At 64.9% G+C, this 15,122-nt stretch carries 14 protein-coding genes and 1 pseudogene; 4 read left to right on the forward strand and 11 right to left on the reverse strand.

All coding sequences use genetic code 11. The features are described from left to right. The 8 genes from N2604_RS23980 to eno all read right to left on the reverse strand — a co-directional run bounded on the left by N2604_RS23980 (window position 1) and on the right by eno (window position 9,423). Entirely contained in the window at window positions 1-1,383 is a 1,383-nt protein-coding gene (locus tag N2604_RS23980) for a pyruvate dehydrogenase complex E1 component subunit beta (protein ID WP_260370651.1), read from the reverse strand. 28 nt (window positions 1,384-1,411) lie between these two features. Next, the gene (gene pdhA / locus N2604_RS23985; RefSeq protein ID WP_260370652.1) at window positions 1,412-2,434 is read right to left on the reverse strand and encodes a pyruvate dehydrogenase (acetyl-transferring) E1 component subunit alpha; all 1,023 of its coding nucleotides are present in this window, start codon (window positions 2,432-2,434) and stop codon (window positions 1,412-1,414) included. Window positions 2,435-2,698: 264 nt separating this feature from the next. Further along, the gene (gene adh / locus N2604_RS23990) at window positions 2,699-4,216 is read right to left on the reverse strand and encodes an aldehyde dehydrogenase (protein ID WP_260370653.1); all 1,518 of its coding nucleotides are present in this window, start codon (window positions 4,214-4,216) and stop codon (window positions 2,699-2,701) included. 332 nt (window positions 4,217-4,548) lie between these two features. Beyond that, window positions 4,549-5,508, reverse strand: a complete 960-nt coding sequence (locus N2604_RS23995; RefSeq protein WP_260370654.1) for a GAF domain-containing protein — start codon at window positions 5,506-5,508, stop codon at window positions 4,549-4,551. A gap of 217 nt (window positions 5,509-5,725) precedes the next feature. Continuing rightward, the gene (locus tag N2604_RS24000) at window positions 5,726-6,043 is read right to left on the reverse strand and encodes a septum formation initiator family protein (RefSeq protein ID WP_025036496.1); all 318 of its coding nucleotides are present in this window, start codon (window positions 6,041-6,043) and stop codon (window positions 5,726-5,728) included. Between the two features lie 162 nt (window positions 6,044-6,205). Beyond that, window positions 6,206-6,757 carry an NADPH-dependent FMN reductase gene (locus tag N2604_RS24005; protein WP_260370655.1) on the reverse strand — a complete coding sequence of 184 codons (552 nt, stop codon included), beginning with the start codon at window positions 6,755-6,757 and terminating at the stop codon, window positions 6,206-6,208. A 202-nt stretch (window positions 6,758-6,959) separates the two neighbouring features. Next, window positions 6,960-8,093, reverse strand: a complete 1,134-nt coding sequence (locus N2604_RS24010; RefSeq protein ID WP_260370656.1) for a zinc-binding dehydrogenase — start codon at window positions 8,091-8,093, stop codon at window positions 6,960-6,962. Window positions 8,094-8,139: 46 nt separating this feature from the next. Beyond that, the gene (eno, locus tag N2604_RS24015) at window positions 8,140-9,423 is read right to left on the reverse strand and encodes a phosphopyruvate hydratase (RefSeq protein WP_260370657.1); all 1,284 of its coding nucleotides are present in this window, start codon (window positions 9,421-9,423) and stop codon (window positions 8,140-8,142) included. Between the two features lie 174 nt (window positions 9,424-9,597). On the opposite strand from eno, the gene N2604_RS24020 reads away from it, so the two are divergent. The 3 genes from N2604_RS24020 to N2604_RS24030 all read left to right on the forward strand — a co-directional run bounded on the left by N2604_RS24020 (window position 9,598) and on the right by N2604_RS24030 (window position 11,997). Then, window positions 9,598-10,575 (forward strand): lyase, encoded by a 978-nt coding sequence (locus N2604_RS24020; protein ID WP_260370658.1) that lies wholly within the window; start codon window positions 9,598-9,600, stop codon window positions 10,573-10,575. A 40-nt stretch (window positions 10,576-10,615) separates the two neighbouring features. Next, the gene (gene queF, locus N2604_RS24025; RefSeq protein ID WP_036009878.1) at window positions 10,616-11,080 is read left to right on the forward strand and encodes a preQ(1) synthase; all 465 of its coding nucleotides are present in this window, start codon (window positions 10,616-10,618) and stop codon (window positions 11,078-11,080) included. Between the two features lie 116 nt (window positions 11,081-11,196). Further along, window positions 11,197-11,997 (forward strand): substrate-binding domain-containing protein, encoded by an 801-nt coding sequence (locus N2604_RS24030; RefSeq protein WP_260370659.1) that lies wholly within the window; start codon window positions 11,197-11,199, stop codon window positions 11,995-11,997. Window positions 11,998-12,015: 18 nt separating this feature from the next. On the opposite strand, the pseudogene glsA reads toward N2604_RS24030, so the two are convergent. Both glsA and N2604_RS39455 read right to left on the reverse strand, forming a co-directional pair. Continuing rightward, window positions 12,016-13,889, reverse strand: a pseudogene (gene glsA, locus N2604_RS24035) (glutaminase A). A 178-nt stretch (window positions 13,890-14,067) separates the two neighbouring features. Further along, a complete protein-coding gene (locus tag N2604_RS39455) occupies window positions 14,068-14,676 on the reverse strand; it encodes a cyclase family protein (RefSeq protein WP_311739665.1) in 609 nt (202 codons plus the stop codon). Here N2604_RS39455 and N2604_RS24045 point away from each other — a divergent pair. After that, complete coding sequence (locus N2604_RS24045) at window positions 14,566-14,820, forward strand: GTP-binding protein (RefSeq protein ID WP_260376299.1); 255 nt, start codon at window positions 14,566-14,568, stop codon at window positions 14,818-14,820. The genes N2604_RS39455 and N2604_RS24045 overlap by 111 nt on opposite strands. A 56-nt stretch (window positions 14,821-14,876) precedes the next feature. On the opposite strand, the gene N2604_RS24050 is transcribed toward N2604_RS24045, so the two are convergent. Next, window positions 14,877-15,098 carry a hypothetical protein gene (locus N2604_RS24050; RefSeq protein WP_260370660.1) on the reverse strand — a complete coding sequence of 74 codons (222 nt, stop codon included), beginning with the start codon at window positions 15,096-15,098 and terminating at the stop codon, window positions 14,877-14,879. Between the last annotated feature and the right edge of the window lie 24 nt (window positions 15,099-15,122).

Consider the following 15,122-nt stretch of genomic DNA (forward strand, 5'->3'; position numbering starts at 1 on the left):
CTACCTGTAGCAGACGGCTTTGGCGGCCTCGACGACTTCAGCCGCCGAGGGCAGCGCGAGCTTCTCCAGGTTCGAGGCATAGGGCATCGGCACGTCCTTGCCGGACACGCGTGTCACCGGCGCGTCGAGATAGTCGAATGCGTTCTCCATGATGCGTGCGGCGATCTCGGCGCCGACGCCGCTCTGGGCCCAGCCCTCTTCCACCGTCACGGCGCGGCCCGTCTTCTTGACCGAATTGACGATGGTCTCAGTGTCCATCGGCCGCAGCGTGCGCAGATCGATCACCTCGGCCTCGATGCCGTCCTTGGCAAGCTCGTCGGCGGCCTTGAGCGCATAGGTCATGCCGTTCGACCAGGAAATGATGGTGACGTGGCTGCCGGCGCGAACGATGCGTGCCTTGCCGATCGGGATGATGAAGTCGTCGAGCTTGGGCACTTCGCCGGTGTGGCCGTACAGCACCTCGTTCTCGAGGAAGATCACCGGATTGGGATCGCGGATCGCGGCCTTGAGCAGGCCCTTGGCATCGGCAGCCGAATACGGGGCGACGACCTTGAGGCCCGGGACGTGGGAGTACCAGGCCGAATAGTCCTGGCTGTGCTGGGCGGCGACGCGCGCGGCCGCGCCGTTCGGTCCGCGGAACACGATCGAGCAGCCCATCTGGCCGCCCGACATGTAGAGCGTCTTGGCCGCGGAGTTGATGATCTGGTCGATCGCCTGCATGGCGAAGTTGAAGGTCATGAACTCGACGATCGGCTTGAGGCCGGTCATCGCCGCACCGACGCCGACGCCGGCGAAGCCATGCTCGGTGATCGGCGTATCGATCACGCGCTTGGCGCCGAACTCCTGAAGCAGGCCCTGGGTCACCTTGTAGGCGCCCTGATATTCGGCGACCTCTTCGCCCATCACGAACACGTCCGCGTCACGGCGCATCTCTTCGGCCATGGCATCGCGCAGCGCTTCGCGGATGGTCTGCGTCACCATTTCGGTGCCGGCGGGCACTTCCGGATCGGGCTCGGCAACGGCCTGCGGAGCAGGCGCGGCCTTCGGCGCAGGCGCCTCGGCCTTTGCTGCGGCGGGCGGCGCGGACTCCGCGGCCTTCGCGGCCGCTGCGGGTGCTTTGGCGAGATCAGCCGCGCTCTCGCCGTCGGCGAGGATGGTCGCGATCGGGGTATTGACGGCGACGTCGGCAGTGCCCTCGGGGATCAGGATCTTGCCGAGCGTACCCTCGTCGGTCGCCTCGACCTCCATGGTCGCCTTGTCGGTCTCGATCTCGGCGATGACGTCGCCCGACTTGATCGGCTCGCCCTCTTTCTTCAGCCATTTGGCGAGGTTGCCCTTCTCCATCGTGGGCGACAACGCGGGCATCAGCACTTGAATTGGCATGTCTTCTCCAAAGAAAGCTTGCGCGCGTTCAGCGGTACACGTCGGTCCAGAGCTCGGCGGCATCCGGCTCGGGATCATGCTGGGCGAAATCGGCGGACGCGTTGACGATGTCGCGCACCTCGGCGTCGATCGCCTTCAGATCGGCCTCGCTGACCTTGGCGGCGAGCAGGCGATTGCGCACCTGCTCGATCGGGTCCTGGTCGTGGCGAACCTTCTCGACCTCCTCGCGTGTGCGATATTTTGCAGGATCGGACATCGAGTGGCCGCGATAGCGGTAGGTCTGCATCTCCAGGATGTAGGGACCCTTGCCGGCACGGCACCAGGCCGCCGCCTCCTCGCCCGCCGCCTTCACGGCGCGGACGTCCATGCCGTCGATCTGCTTGCCGGGGATGTTGAAGGAGACGCCGCGCTTGGAGAAATCCTGCTGCGCCGAGGCGCGCGAGACGGAGGTGCCCATGGCGTAGCGGTTGTTCTCGATGACGTAGATCACCGGCAGCTTCCAGAGCTCGGCCATGTTGAAGCTCTCATAGACCTGGCCCTGGTTGGCCGCGCCGTCGCCGAAATAGGTGACGCTGACATTGCCGTTGCCGCGATAGTGGTTGGCAAAGGCGAGACCGGTGCCGAGCGAGACCTGGGCGCCGACGATGCCGTGGCCGCCGTAGAAGTGCTTCTCCTTGCTGAACATGTGCATGGAGCCGCCCTTGCCCTTGGAATAGCCGCCGCGGCGTCCCGTGAGCTCGGCCATCACGCCGTTGGCGTCCATGCCGGTCGCAAGCATGTGACCGTGGTCGCGATAGCCGGTGATGACCTGATCGCCCTCTTTCAGGGCCATCTGCATGCCGACCACCACGGCCTCCTGGCCGATATAGAGGTGGCAGAAGCCGCCGATGGCGCCCATGCCGTAGAGCTGGCCGGCCTTTTCCTCGAACCGCCGGATCAGGAGCATGTCGCGGAGCGCCTTGAGCTCCTGCTCCCTGGTGAATTCCGGGGGCGAACCGCCGTCGGTCTTGTCCTGTGGAGCGCTTGCGGCGGCTTTCTTGGGTGCGGCCATGGGAATTCCGGGTCAGAGAAAACTTTCGCCCTCTCTAACCCAAGTCAAACGCCCTTGGAAAGCACCGCGGCGGCATGGCACGACTTTCATTATGCCGCACTGCAGCGTGATCGAAATATTGGAAAATCTTTGGCGCTGATCAGGCAACAAATCTATGCACGCCATGGCGTGCGCAGATTCGTGACCGGATCAAGAACGGAGCGTGCGCCAATCCCGACATTCGGAGCGGACGGCGCCGAAGCGGCGCCGCCCTGTCCGACCCGATCAGAAGAAGCCGAGCTTCTTCGGGCTGTAGCTGACCAGGAGGTTCTTGGTCTGCTGGTAGTGATCGAGCATCATCTTGTGGGTCTCGCGCCCGACGCCCGACTGCTTGTAGCCGCCGAACGCCGCATGGGCGGGATAGGCGTGGTAGCAGTTGGTCCAGACCCGGCCGGCCTGGATCTCCCGGCCGAAGCGGTAGCAGCGGTTGGCGTCGCGGCTCCAGACACCGGCTCCCAAGCCGTAGAGCGTGTCGTTGGCGATCGCGAGCGCCTCTTCGTCGGTCTTGAAGGTCGTGACCGAGACGACGGGGCCAAAAATCTCCTCCTGGAAGATTCGCATCTTGTTGTGGCCCTCGAACACGGTCGGCTGGACGTAGTAGCCGCCGGCGAGATCGCCGCCGAGATCGGCACGTCCGCCGCCGGCCAGCACCTTGGCGCCCTCCTGCTTGCCGATGTCGATATAGGAGAGAATCTTGCTGAGCTGCTCGCTGGAGGCCTGCGCGCCGATCATGGTCGTGGCATCACGCGGGTCGCCCTGCTTGATCGCGGCGACGCGCTTGAGCGCCCGCTCCATGAAGCGGTCGTAGATGTCGGCGTGGACCAGCGCCCGGCTCGGACAGGTGCAGACCTCGCCCTGGTTCAGCGCGAACATGACGAAGCCCTCGATCGCCTTGTCGAAGAAATCGTCGTCCTCGGCCGTGACGTCCTTGAAGAAGATGTTCGGCGACTTGCCGCCGAGCTCCAGCGTCACAGGGATGAGATTCTGGCTGGCATATTGCATGATCAGCCGGCCCGTCGTGGTCTCGCCGGTGAAGGCGATCTTGGCGATGCGGGGGCTCGACGCCAGCGGCTTGCCGGCCTCGAGGCCAAAGCCGTTGACGATGTTGAGCACGCCTGCCGGCAGCAGGTCGGCGATGATCTCGGCGAAGACCATGATCGAAGCCGGGGTCTGCTCGGCGGGCTTGAGCACCACGCAATTGCCGGCGGCCAGCGCCGGCGCGAGCTTCCAGCAGGCCATCAGAAGCGGGAAGTTCCAGGGAATGATCTGGCCGACCACGCCGAGCGGCTCATGGAAATGATAGGCGATGGTGTCGTGATCGATCTCGCCGATCGAGCCTTCCTGGGCGCGCACCACACCGGCGAAATAGCGGAAATGGTCGATCGCAAGCGGCAGGTCGGCGGCGCGGGTCTCGCGGATCGGCTTGCCGTTGTCCCAGGTCTCGGCAATCGCGAGGCGCTCGAGATTCTCTTCCATGCGGTCGGCGATCCGATTCAGGACCGCGGCGCGCTCGGCGACACTGGTGCGGCCCCAGGCGGCCTTGGCGGCATGCGCCGCGTCGAGCGCCGCCTCGATGTCCTGCGCGTCGGACCGCGCGATCTTGCAGACCACCTGACCGGTCAGGGGCGAAGCATTGTCGAAATATTTCCCGGAGATCGGCGCGACGAACTTGCCGCCGATGAAATTGTCGTAGCGTTCGGCAAAGGGAACTTTGGTGACGCTGAGGAATTCCACCTTGTTCATTGATCACTCCCGATGTTGCTGTTTGCGCTTGTCGTCGCGTGTTCGCGACTTGCGCAGACGATGATGCGGGAGGCGTTTTCTGTCAGCCCGGGCGGACGCGATGGCGAAGCGGACCTGTCGCAGTTCTGCGACAGGTCATGGACACGGCATCACCATCGTGTCCCGGACGCGCTGCAACGCTTTTGGCGTTGCTGCGCAGAGCCGGGACCCAGCAGGCAAGATAGGAGAATGCGGCGACATGGGCCCCGGCTCAGCAGCGCACCACGTCGCAAGGACGACGCGCTGCGCTGCGTCCGGGGCACGGGATCGGAGTTTCGAGTAAACAGCACAGCTCAGTGGTTCAGCTCGAACCGCTTCAGCTTCCGGTGCAGCGTGGCGCGGCTGACGCCGAGGGCCTTGGCGGCGGCGGAAACATTGCCGCCGGCGCGCAGCAGCGCGCGCTGCAGCACCGCACGCTGGCCTCCGGCGAGATGATCGTGCGCGGCATCGCCACCGAGCAGATCGGCCGCGGGCACCGGCCGCAACGCACCGCCGGGCGCGATGCCGAGCGCCAGCCGGGCGGAGCGCGTTGCGCCGATCACCAGATCATCCGCATCGACCGCAACGAGGCCGCCGCAGCTTCCGTCCGCCGCCTGCGTCAGCACGATGCGGGCATGGGCGAAGACCTTGCGAAACAGGTCGGCCTCGATCCGCTTGGCCGCCTCGCCCGCCGCGAGCGCGATCAGGCTGGCGAAGGCGTCGGTGCGGTCGGCGCGGCAGGAGGAGACGTCGAGCACGCCCGCGAGCGCCGCCTCGTGGTCGTAGATCGGAACGGCGGTGCAGCTCAGAAGCGTGTTGCGGGCAAAGAAGTGCTGGTCGCGATCGATGGTCAGCGGACGCTGCTCGACAAGGCAGGTGCCGATGCCGTTGGTGCCCTCATGCTCCTCGCTCCAGAGCGCGCCCGTCCACAGGCCCCAGGATTGAAACGTCGCATCGTCCGCCACCGTGCCGCGGCGATCGACCGGCACGCCCTCGCAATCGGCGAGCAGCACACAGCAGCCTGCAGCGCCGACGGCCTGATAAAGCCGGTCCATCGCGCCCTGCGCGGCCGCCAGAAGCGGCGCGATGCGCTCGCGCGCCCGCTGCAGCTCGGCTTCGGTCAGCCGCATCGGCGCGGCGTGGCCGCCGGGATCGAGATGATGCAATCGGGAGGAACGGCGCCACGAGGCCACGAGCGCGGACCGAGCCGCCTGGCCTGACGCGATGGCGGCCTCAACGCGGGCCGCGTGATGCCGGGGCATTGTCCCATTCATCACAGTTTCCTCCGGATAGCAGTGTAGGACGCGCCAGTGCTGCCCGGTTGATCTGCGTCAACTTCAGCGAGCGCCACCAAAGGCATGAGCCCACCGCGGCACCGCCGTCAAGGCAACCGCCCGGTTCCGAAGTTACGACCTTCGCAGGAGGCGAAGGGTACGGTGGTCGGATTTCAGCAGCGACTTTCGCTGCTGGCTTTCAGAAGCTGCGGATGGGCTAGTTCGCCGGGATCATCCGAACGAGATCGCGCGGATGGACATAGTCGAGCTGGAAGCGCGCGCGCTCGTCCAGCATGTCCGGGTCGATCTTCTCGGACCGCAGCAGCGACACCCGTTGTTCGCTCCTGGCGCGCTCGCGCTTGAGCTGAGCCAGCTCGCTGGTCAGCGCGATGATCTCCTGGTCGAGCTCCTGGCGGGCGTTGAGACCGTATTTGCCGGTGTAGGCGTTGACGCCGAAATAGCCGACGATCGCCGCCGCCATCGCATAGAGGGCAAGGCCGGTCAGGATCGATTTCAGGCGCGCGCGGGAGACCATCTTCGGAAGATGGGACAGGTTGGTTAAGGGAGTGCTAATTGCCCTCTCTCAAGACGCCAATCGTCATGCCCGGGCTTGTCCCGGGCATCCACGTTCTTCGGTGAGGTCGGCAAAGACGTGGATGGCCGGGTCAAGCCCGGCCATGACGGAGAGAGTGAGTGCTCAGCCCTGATTCTTCGCCACATGCGCGGCGAAGGCATCGATGTATTGCTGCAGCACCGTCTTGAGGGAGTCCTTGGTCAGGTTGCCGTCCGCATCGAAGGCATCGCCGACGCCATTGAGATAGATTTCCGGCTGCTGAAGAATCGGACCGGAAATGCCAGGCAGGATGGTCTGCAGATGCTTGGCCGCGCTGACGCCGCCGAGCGGCCCCGGCGAGTTGGAGATGATGCCGACCGGCTTGCCGAGGAATGAGCTCTTGCCATAAGGCCGCGAGGCGACGTCGATGGCGTTCTTCAGGACGCCCGGAATCGAGCGGTTGTATTCGGGCGTGACGAACAGGACGCCGTTCGACTTCTGGAGCTTGTCGCGGAAGGCGAGCCAGTCCGCGGGCGGCGCGCCCTCGAGGTCCTGATTGAAGAACGAGATGCCCGCCGGCGTGATCACCTCGAGCTTGAGCGAGGCAGGCGCGAGCTTGGCGAGCGCATTGGCGATCTTGAGCGAGAAGCCGTCCTTGCGCAGGCTGCCAGCGATCGTGACGATATTATAGGCCATTGAGGGTCCTTGAAGGCTTGAGCGTGAATGCCGGACAGCACTTAAGCCATCCGGACCGATAGATGCAAGTGCATGAACTGGTCCGATTTGGAAACGCAGCGTTTCTGGAAATGGGTCCGTTGGCGCTCCGTCCAGACCACGATCAAAAGCAATCAGGCCGCCAAGCGGCGGCCTGATGTGTCTCGATAACCGACCGAAGCGATCACTTGTTCGGGTTGATGAGGAATTTTTCGCCGGTGGCCCGCTTGGCGTAGACCGCGATATTGGCGGGATCGAGCGCCTCGGCGAGCGACACCACCTTGGTGTAATGGCTGGCGAAGGTGGTCTTCAGCTCGGATGCCACGCGCTGGCGCAGGCGGCCGATCTCGGCCGGACCGATGTTCTGAAGGAATGGCGTGAGCAGCCAGCCGCCGACGCCCCAGCTCAGGCCGAACGAGCGGTTCAGCTCCGTCGGCCGGGTGTCGAGGCTGCCATAGATGTAGACCTGCTTGTACACGTTGGAGCCGTAGCGGCTGTATTCCTTCGCGGTCTTGTTGGCCGCGATTTCCATCGCGGTCAGGATCTGGCTCGCCAGCTTGCCGCCGCCGATGGCATCAAAAGCGATCGTGGCGCCGGTCTCGACCAGCGCGTTGGTGAGATCGTCCATGAAATCAGGCGCGCTGGAATCGACGACGTATTTGGCGCCGATCTTGTGCAGGATGTCGGCCTGCTCCTTGTTCCTGACGATGTTGACGAGGCCGATGCCGTCCTTGATGCAGATCTTGTTGAGCATCTGGCCGAGATTGGAGGCGGCGGCCGTGTGCACGAGCGCCTTGTGGCCCTCCCGCCGCATCGTCTCGGTCATGCCGAGCGCGGTCAGCGGATTGACGAACCAGGAGGCGCCGTCGGCAGCCGTGGTGCCCGGCGGCAGCTCCATGACGTCGCGGACCTTGAGCACGCGGTACTGCGTGTACATCGCGCCGCCGATCATCGATACCGTCTTGCCCAGCAGGGCCTTCGCCGCGTCCGACGATCCGGTCCGGATCACCGTGCCGGCGCCCTCGTTGCCGACTGGCAGCGACTGATCGAATCTCGCCGCCATCATCCGCATCGCCGCCTCGGGCATCGTGGCGGTGATGACCGGCATCTCCTTGGTGCCGGAGACCTTGGCGGCCGACATGTCGGCCGGCCCGATCAGGAGCCCGAGGTCGGACGGGTTGATCGGGGTGGCCTCGACGCGAACCACGACCTCATCGTCGGCCGGCTCTGGCGTCGGGACCGTCACGAGAGACAATTCCAGCTCGCCGCTCTTCTTGAGCAGCGAACGCAGTTCCAGTCCGGTCTTGCCGTCACTCATGTCGATCCTCCCCTGTCCTTCTGTTCGCGCGGATCGAGACGCCGGCTTACGCCAGCGCCTTCAGTGCCGCCCTGCCGCCATAGAGCGCCTGCTTGCCGAGCTGCTGCTCGATGCGCAGGAGCTGGTTGTATTTGGCGGTGCGGTCGGACCTTGCAAGGGAGCCGGTCTTGATCTGACCGCAATTGGTCGCGACCGCGAGGTCGGCGATGGTGGAATCCTCGGTCTCGCCGGAGCGGTGCGACATCACCGAGGTGTAGCCGGCCTTGTGCGCCATCTCGACGGCGGCGAGCGTCTCGGTCAGCGTGCCGATCTGGTTGACCTTGATCAGGATCGAGTTGGCGCGGCCGGTCTTGATGCCTTCGGCGAGGCGCTTGACGTTGGTGACGAAGAGGTCGTCGCCGACCAACTGGCACTTCTTGCCGATCAGGTCGGTGAGCTCCTTCCAGCCGTCCATGTCGTCCTCCGACATGCCGTCCTCGATCGTCACGATCGGATAGCGCGAGACGAGATCGGCGAGGTATTTGGCCTGCTCTGAGATCGAGCGGGTCTTGCCCTCGCCCTCATAGACGTATTTGCCGTCCTTGAAGAACTCGGTCGAGGCGCAGTCGAGGCCGAGCATGATGTCGGTGCCCGCCTTGAAGCCGGCCTTGCCGATCGCGTTCATGACGAAATCGAGCGCGGCGTCCGCCGACGGCAGGTTCGGGGCGAAGCCGCCCTCGTCGCCGACATTGGTGTTGTGGCCGGCCTTCTTCAATTCGGACTTCAGCGTGTGGAAGACTTCCGCACCGTAGCGCAGACCTTCGGCGAACGACGATGCGCCGACCGGCAGGATCATGAATTCCTGGAAGTCGATCGGGTTGTCGGCGTGCACGCCGCCATTGATGATGTTCATCATCGGCACCGGCAACAGGCGCGCCGAGGTGCCGCCGACGTAACGATAGAGCGGCATGTCGAGCGAGTTCGCGGCCGCCTTGGCGCAGGCCAGCGAAACGCCGAGAATGGCGTTGGCCCCGAGCCGGCTCTTGTTCGGCGTGCCGTCGAGGTCGATCATGATCTGGTCGATCTGGGCCTGCTGCTCGACGTCGAGGCCGCTCAGGGCCTCGAAGATCTCGCCGTTGACGGCGCCGACCGCCTTGGTCACGCCCTTGCCGAGATAGCGGGCCTTGTCGCCGTCGCGCAGTTCCACGGCCTCATGGGCACCGGTGGAGGCGCCGGAGGGCACCGCGGCGCGGCCGAGCGCGCCGTCCTCCAGCACGACATCGACCTCGACGGTGGGATTGCCCCGGCTATCGAGAATTTCGCGGCCGATGATGTCGATGATGGCGGTCATGATGTCCACTTCCGTTCGTTAGGGCTGATCGGTGCCGCGGGTCTTACACGGGCCGCAAGCAAATGTGAACGCTTGGACGCACCGCTTCGGCTGACGCGTGAAGCACCCAAGACTAAACTTGAGAACGCTGGGTCTGCGCGTCCATCCTCAATCCCAAGAAGCCGAGGTAACGCCATGAATCGCCGCCAGTTTCTTGCTTCGAGCGCCGCCGTCCTTGCCACCCGCCCAAGTCTTGCGCAGGAGGCCCCGTTCCGGACGAAATATTTCCCGATCAGCGCCGGCATTGGCTTGCACGATCTCACGCCCGCCTCTGATGGCACGGTCTGGTTCACCGCCCAGGGCAAGGGCCTGCTCGGCAGGCTCGATCCCCGGGATGGCCGTTTCAAGACGGTCAGTCTCGGCCAGGGCGCCGCCCCGCACGGTGTGACCATCGGCCCCGACCGCGCCCCCTGGATCACCGAAGGCGGCCAGAACGCGATCGCGCGGGTCGACCCTTCCGACCTCAGCGTCACGCTGTTCCGCCTGCCGGAAAAGTTCACCTCCGCCAATCTCAACACCGGCGTGTTCGACAACGACGGCACCTATTGGTTCACCGGGCAATCCGGCTATTACGGGCGGCTGTCTCCGAAGACCGGAGAAATGAATGTGTTCAAGGCGCCGAAGGGGGTCGGCCCCTACGGCATCACGGTCACGCCCAAGGGCGATGTCTGGTACGCCTCCCTCGCCGGCAGCCATATCGCGAAGATCGACCGCGCAGGCGGCAATGCGACCGTGGTCGAGCCGCCGACACCCAACCAGGGCGCGCGGCGCGTCTGGTCGGATTCGAGGGGCCGGATCTGGGTCAGCGAGTGGAACAGCGGCCACGTCTCGGTGCATGATCCCGCCGACGGCTCCTGGAAGACCTGGAAGCTGCCGGGCGAACGTCCCCGCGCCTATGCCGTGTACGTCGACGACAAGGACAAGGTCTGGCTGACCGATTTCTCCGCCAATGCCATCGTGCGCTTCGATCCCGCCACTGAGCGGTTCAACGTCTTCGTCAGCGACAAGGCAAATGCCAACGTCCGCCAGCTCGACGGCCGTCCGGGCGAGCTGTGGGGCTGCGAGTCCGGCAACGACCGCATCGTCATGATCCAGACGATCGCCGCTGGTTGACGGCAGCGGCATTTGCGTCCATCCCGGCATCCGAAAAAGGATGTTGACGACGATGGCGAAAAAATCCCTCCAGCTCGGCCGTGCGGTTGAGTGGCCGCACACGCCGGAAGAAGCCCAGCTCGACCGCGTGCCCAATCCGCAAAAGGGCACGGATTATCTGGTACGCTTCACCGTGCCAGAATTCACCTCGCTCTGCCCGGTCACGGGCCAGCCGGATTTCGCGCATCTGATGATCGACTACGCGCCGGGGGCGTGGCTCTTGGAGTCGAAATCGCTCAAGCTCTACATCGCGAGCTTCCGCAACCACGGCGCCTTCCACGAGGACTGCACCGTGATGATCGGCAAGCGCATCGCTTCCGAGATCAAGCCGAAATTCTTGCGCATCGGCGGCTATTGGTATCCGCGCGGCGGCATCCCGATCGACGTGTTCTGGCAGACCGGCCGTGTGCCGAAAGGCCTGTGGGTGCCCGAGCAAGGCGTCGCGCCTTATCGCGGACGGGGCTAAAGCGCGATGCGATGAGGATGAATCGTCATCGCGCTTTAGGTTGTTGTTTGAGCATGATCTTTTCGGAAAACCGCTTCACACTTTTCCGGATCATGCTCTGGTTGGAGACGAAGACGATGAGATCAATCTCGGCAACATTCCGTAATTTTGTGCTGGGCGTCCTCGGCGTGCTGTTGCTGACCGGCACATCGTCGGATGCCGCCGAGGTGCGGGTGATGATTTCGGGCGGGCTGACGGCGGCCTACAAGGCGCTCGTGCCGGAATTCGAGAAGGCCAGTGGCAACAAGGTGCTCACGGAATATGGGCCGTCGATGGGAACGACCGCGAACGCGATTCCCGTCCGGCTCGAGCGCGGCGAGCCGGCCGACGTCCTGATCATGGTGGGCTATGCCCTGAGCGACCTCGCGAGCAAAGGCAAGGTCGTGGCCGGTAGCCAGGTCGATCTCACGAGGTCGCCGATCGGAATCGCGGTGAAATCGGGCGCGCCGAAGCCGGACATCAGCTCGGCCGATGCCCTCAAGCGCGCGCTGCTGGCGGCGAAGACGATCGCCTATTCCGACAGCGCCAGCGGCGTCTATGTCTCGACCGAGATGTTCGACAAGCTCGGCATCACTGAGGCCATGAAGGACAAGGCGCGCAAGATTCCGGCAACGCCTGTCGGCGAGATCGTCGCGCACGGCGAGGCCGAACTCGGCTTTCAGCAGATCAGCGAATTGAAGCCCGTCAAGGGCATCGACATCGTCGGGCCGCTGCCGGACGAATTGCAGAAGATCACGATCTTCTCGGCTGGAATTGCGACGGGCGCGAAGGAGCCAGAGGCCGGCCGCGCCTTGATAAACTTCCTCGCCTCCCCCGCCGCGCGCGAGGCGATCATCGCGAGCGGGATGGAGCCTATTCCGGCTGGCGGGGCCAAATAACGCGTCTCTCAGTGCGCCTCAATACGCGCTCAGCAAGTCCACCTTGGCATTCGCCAGCACCAGCCGCCGTGCCAGGATGGCGGCGAGGTTGCGCATGATCTTCAACGACGTTTCCGGGTGCAGCCGGCGGTAATCGGCAAAGCTGTCGAGTGGCAGTTCGAGGCAGGTGACGGGCGTGTCTGCGAAGACGTCGGCGCTACGGCTTTGCTCCAGGATCGCCATCTCGCCGAATTCCATGCCGGGGCCCAGCGAGGCGAGTCGCACGCCGCTGCGCAGCTTCACGCTGACCATGCCGCTCTGGAGAAAGAACAGCGAATTGGCGGGCTCGCCGGCCGCGATGATGCGCTGGCCGGCCGCGTAATGCCGCGTGGTCGACAGCTTGATGATGGCGGCGATCTCCTCCGCGCCGAGCTCGGCGAGCAGCGCCTGCTCGCCCAGATGTGCGCTCTGCTTGAGGTCGGTGAAGCCGCCGAAGCGGTAGATCACCTGGTCTTCGGCCCATTCGATGGCATCGTCGAGCAGCGCGAAGCGGCGCAGCCGGCGCGGCTCGGCGGTGCGTGCGGCGATCGCGCTCCACACCGCGGAGGTGCCCTCGAAGCCGGACAGAATGGTGGTGACGCCGGCATTGCCGAGCGCAGTCAGCGTATCGCCGAGCAGCTCGGCGCCGGCCGCGGTGATGTCGGGAACGCGGCGGAAGTCGATGATCAGCAGCGGCGCGTTCGGCGGCTCGCTGGTGAGCCTTCTGGTAACGTAGTCGATCGTGGCGAAATTCATCGCGCCGACCAGCTCGAGCACGCGGATGTCGCTGTGGCGTTCGTCGAGGATCTGCTGCTCGTGCGGCTGGCGGCTGCGGCGCGAGGAGATGCCGTAGACGTCGTAATCCGCCATGATGCTGGTGCGGACGTCTGCGTTGCGGTTGAGCATGTGCAGGTCGAACCGCGCCGACAGCGCCTCGCAGACCTTCAGGCCGCGCACGCTGTTGAAATGGTTGTCGAGCAGCGGCGAGAAGGTGCCGAGCCCGAGCTGCGAGGGCAACGCCGCGACGATGCCGCCGCCGACGCCGCTTTTGGCGGGAATGCCGACGCGATAGGTCCACTCGCCGGCATAGTCGTACATGCCCGAGCTCGTCATCACCGAGAGCGTGCGCGCGACGATGTGCGGCGTGATCACCTGCACGCCCGTCACCGGATTGATGCCGCGATTGGCGAGCGTTGCCGCCATCACCGCGAGATCGCGCGCGGTGACCAGGATCGCGCATTGCGGAAATAGACGTCGAGCACTGCATCGACTTCGTCGGGCAGCACCGCGTAATTCCGCAGCAGCCAGGCAATCGCCCGGTTGCGGTTGCCGGTCGCGGTCTCCGAGGTGTGCACGGCCTCGTCGACGCCGAGCTCGCGGCCGGCGAACGCGCTGAGCTTGGCGCGGACGCGCTCGAAGGCTCCCTTCCCTTCGACCTCATAGATCAGGCCCGAGCAGGCGATGGCGCCGGCATTGACCATGGGGTTGAAGGGGCGGTTGTCGTTGGTGAGGCGGATCGAGTTGAAGGCCTCACCGCTCGGCTCGACGCCGATCGTGGCCGAGACGCGCGCCTCGCCGACCATCTCCAGCGCCAGCGCGAAGACGAAGGCTTTGGACACCGACTGGATCGTGAACGGCACCTCGCTGTCGCCGACCTCGTAGACATGGCCGTCGATGGTGACGAGCGCGATGCCGAAATGATCGGGATTGGCGCGCTTCAGCTCGGGAATGTAGTCGGCAAGCTCGCCGGAATTGTCGGTCCGGAATTCGGCGTGGCAATCGGCCAGGAAACGCCGCAGCGGCGGCTTGGTGAGATATCCGGTCGAACGGTGCGTACCGGCTGCGCTGGCCGAATGGCTGGTCTGGACGTCCACGGTCTCACACCTCGATTTGCCCAGAATCGAAGCAATTCGTGTGCCATGTATACCGGGCCGACGGTGTCGTGGTGGGGAGCGATGCCCGCTGGAGTCGCGCCCTATCGGGGCGGGGATGATTTGGGCGGCCCTTCGCATGGTGGGCGGGGACGTCCCGCCCACCCTTTTTTTGTCCGCGTCAGGTGATCGCGATCGGACAGCCATTGCTGCCGGTAGCGCCTTTGATCGGCGCTGGCGTGAAGCAGTAGACGAACTGGTACTTCTTGTCGGCAATCAACTCGTCAAAGATCAGGTTCTCGTGGTTGAGAATGCCGTGCTTGGTCTGCAATTCGGCGTGAACCACGAAGGCGAGCGACTTGTCGGGATTGGGCACCACTTCGACCGCCCAAGTGTCAGCCGCAGTCAGCGCGAGATCCTTCTCGATGATCCACTTCGCGGCATCGAGGCCGATTCCAGGCTCGCCGCTATTGAAGCGATCATTGTTCTTCATCCACAGGGAGCCCCAGCCGGTGTGGAACATGATCGCATCGCCCGGCTTGATGTCGCTCTCCGCGTCGCCAAGGCGGCGCATGAGCGCGGCCATCATCACGATGACGGTCATGCCCATCACGAGCATCACGGCCACGATGCATCGATCCTTAGCTTCATGATCGCATTCGACGATCCTCTTGACTGGATGGCCGTATCGCGCTGGCTCGCGCATCTGCGCGCCAGCCGGGGAGAGGACCTCTTGCGGGTCAAGGGCATCTTGAATCTTCGCGATGAAGCGACGCCGGTCGCCGTCCATGGCATCCACCACGTCTTCCATCCGCCGGTGGCGCTTGCAAAATGGCCCCATGCCGACCGCCGTTCGCGCATCGTGTTCATCACCCGTGGCATTACGCGTCACGAGGTGCTTGACCTCTGGCAGGGAGCCCACGCGGGCGCCTGAGCTCCACAAGGCACCTCGCGAAGCTTTTTGAAAGGGCGCTTCTCCGGGACGCGCCCTCAGACGCGGGCATCTGACAGCGCCCGCTGCCGCAGCAGGCGGGCACAGAGCAGGCCCAGCACCACCATGATCGCTGCGCTTGCGAGCAATGTCGGCACCTTGCCGCCATGCAACTCGTCGCCGTGGCCTTTGGCCCGCGCCGGGAGGTTCAGGCGCTGAACCCCGCTGTCGTGGGCTAGGGGTTCTATATTGTCGCGGGGGCTTATGCAAAGCTCGGTCACGTTTGACCATCGAGAGAAAACGGC

The organism is Bradyrhizobium sp. CB1015 (assembly GCF_025200925.1).
GTDB lineage: Bacteria > Pseudomonadota > Alphaproteobacteria > Rhizobiales > Xanthobacteraceae > Bradyrhizobium.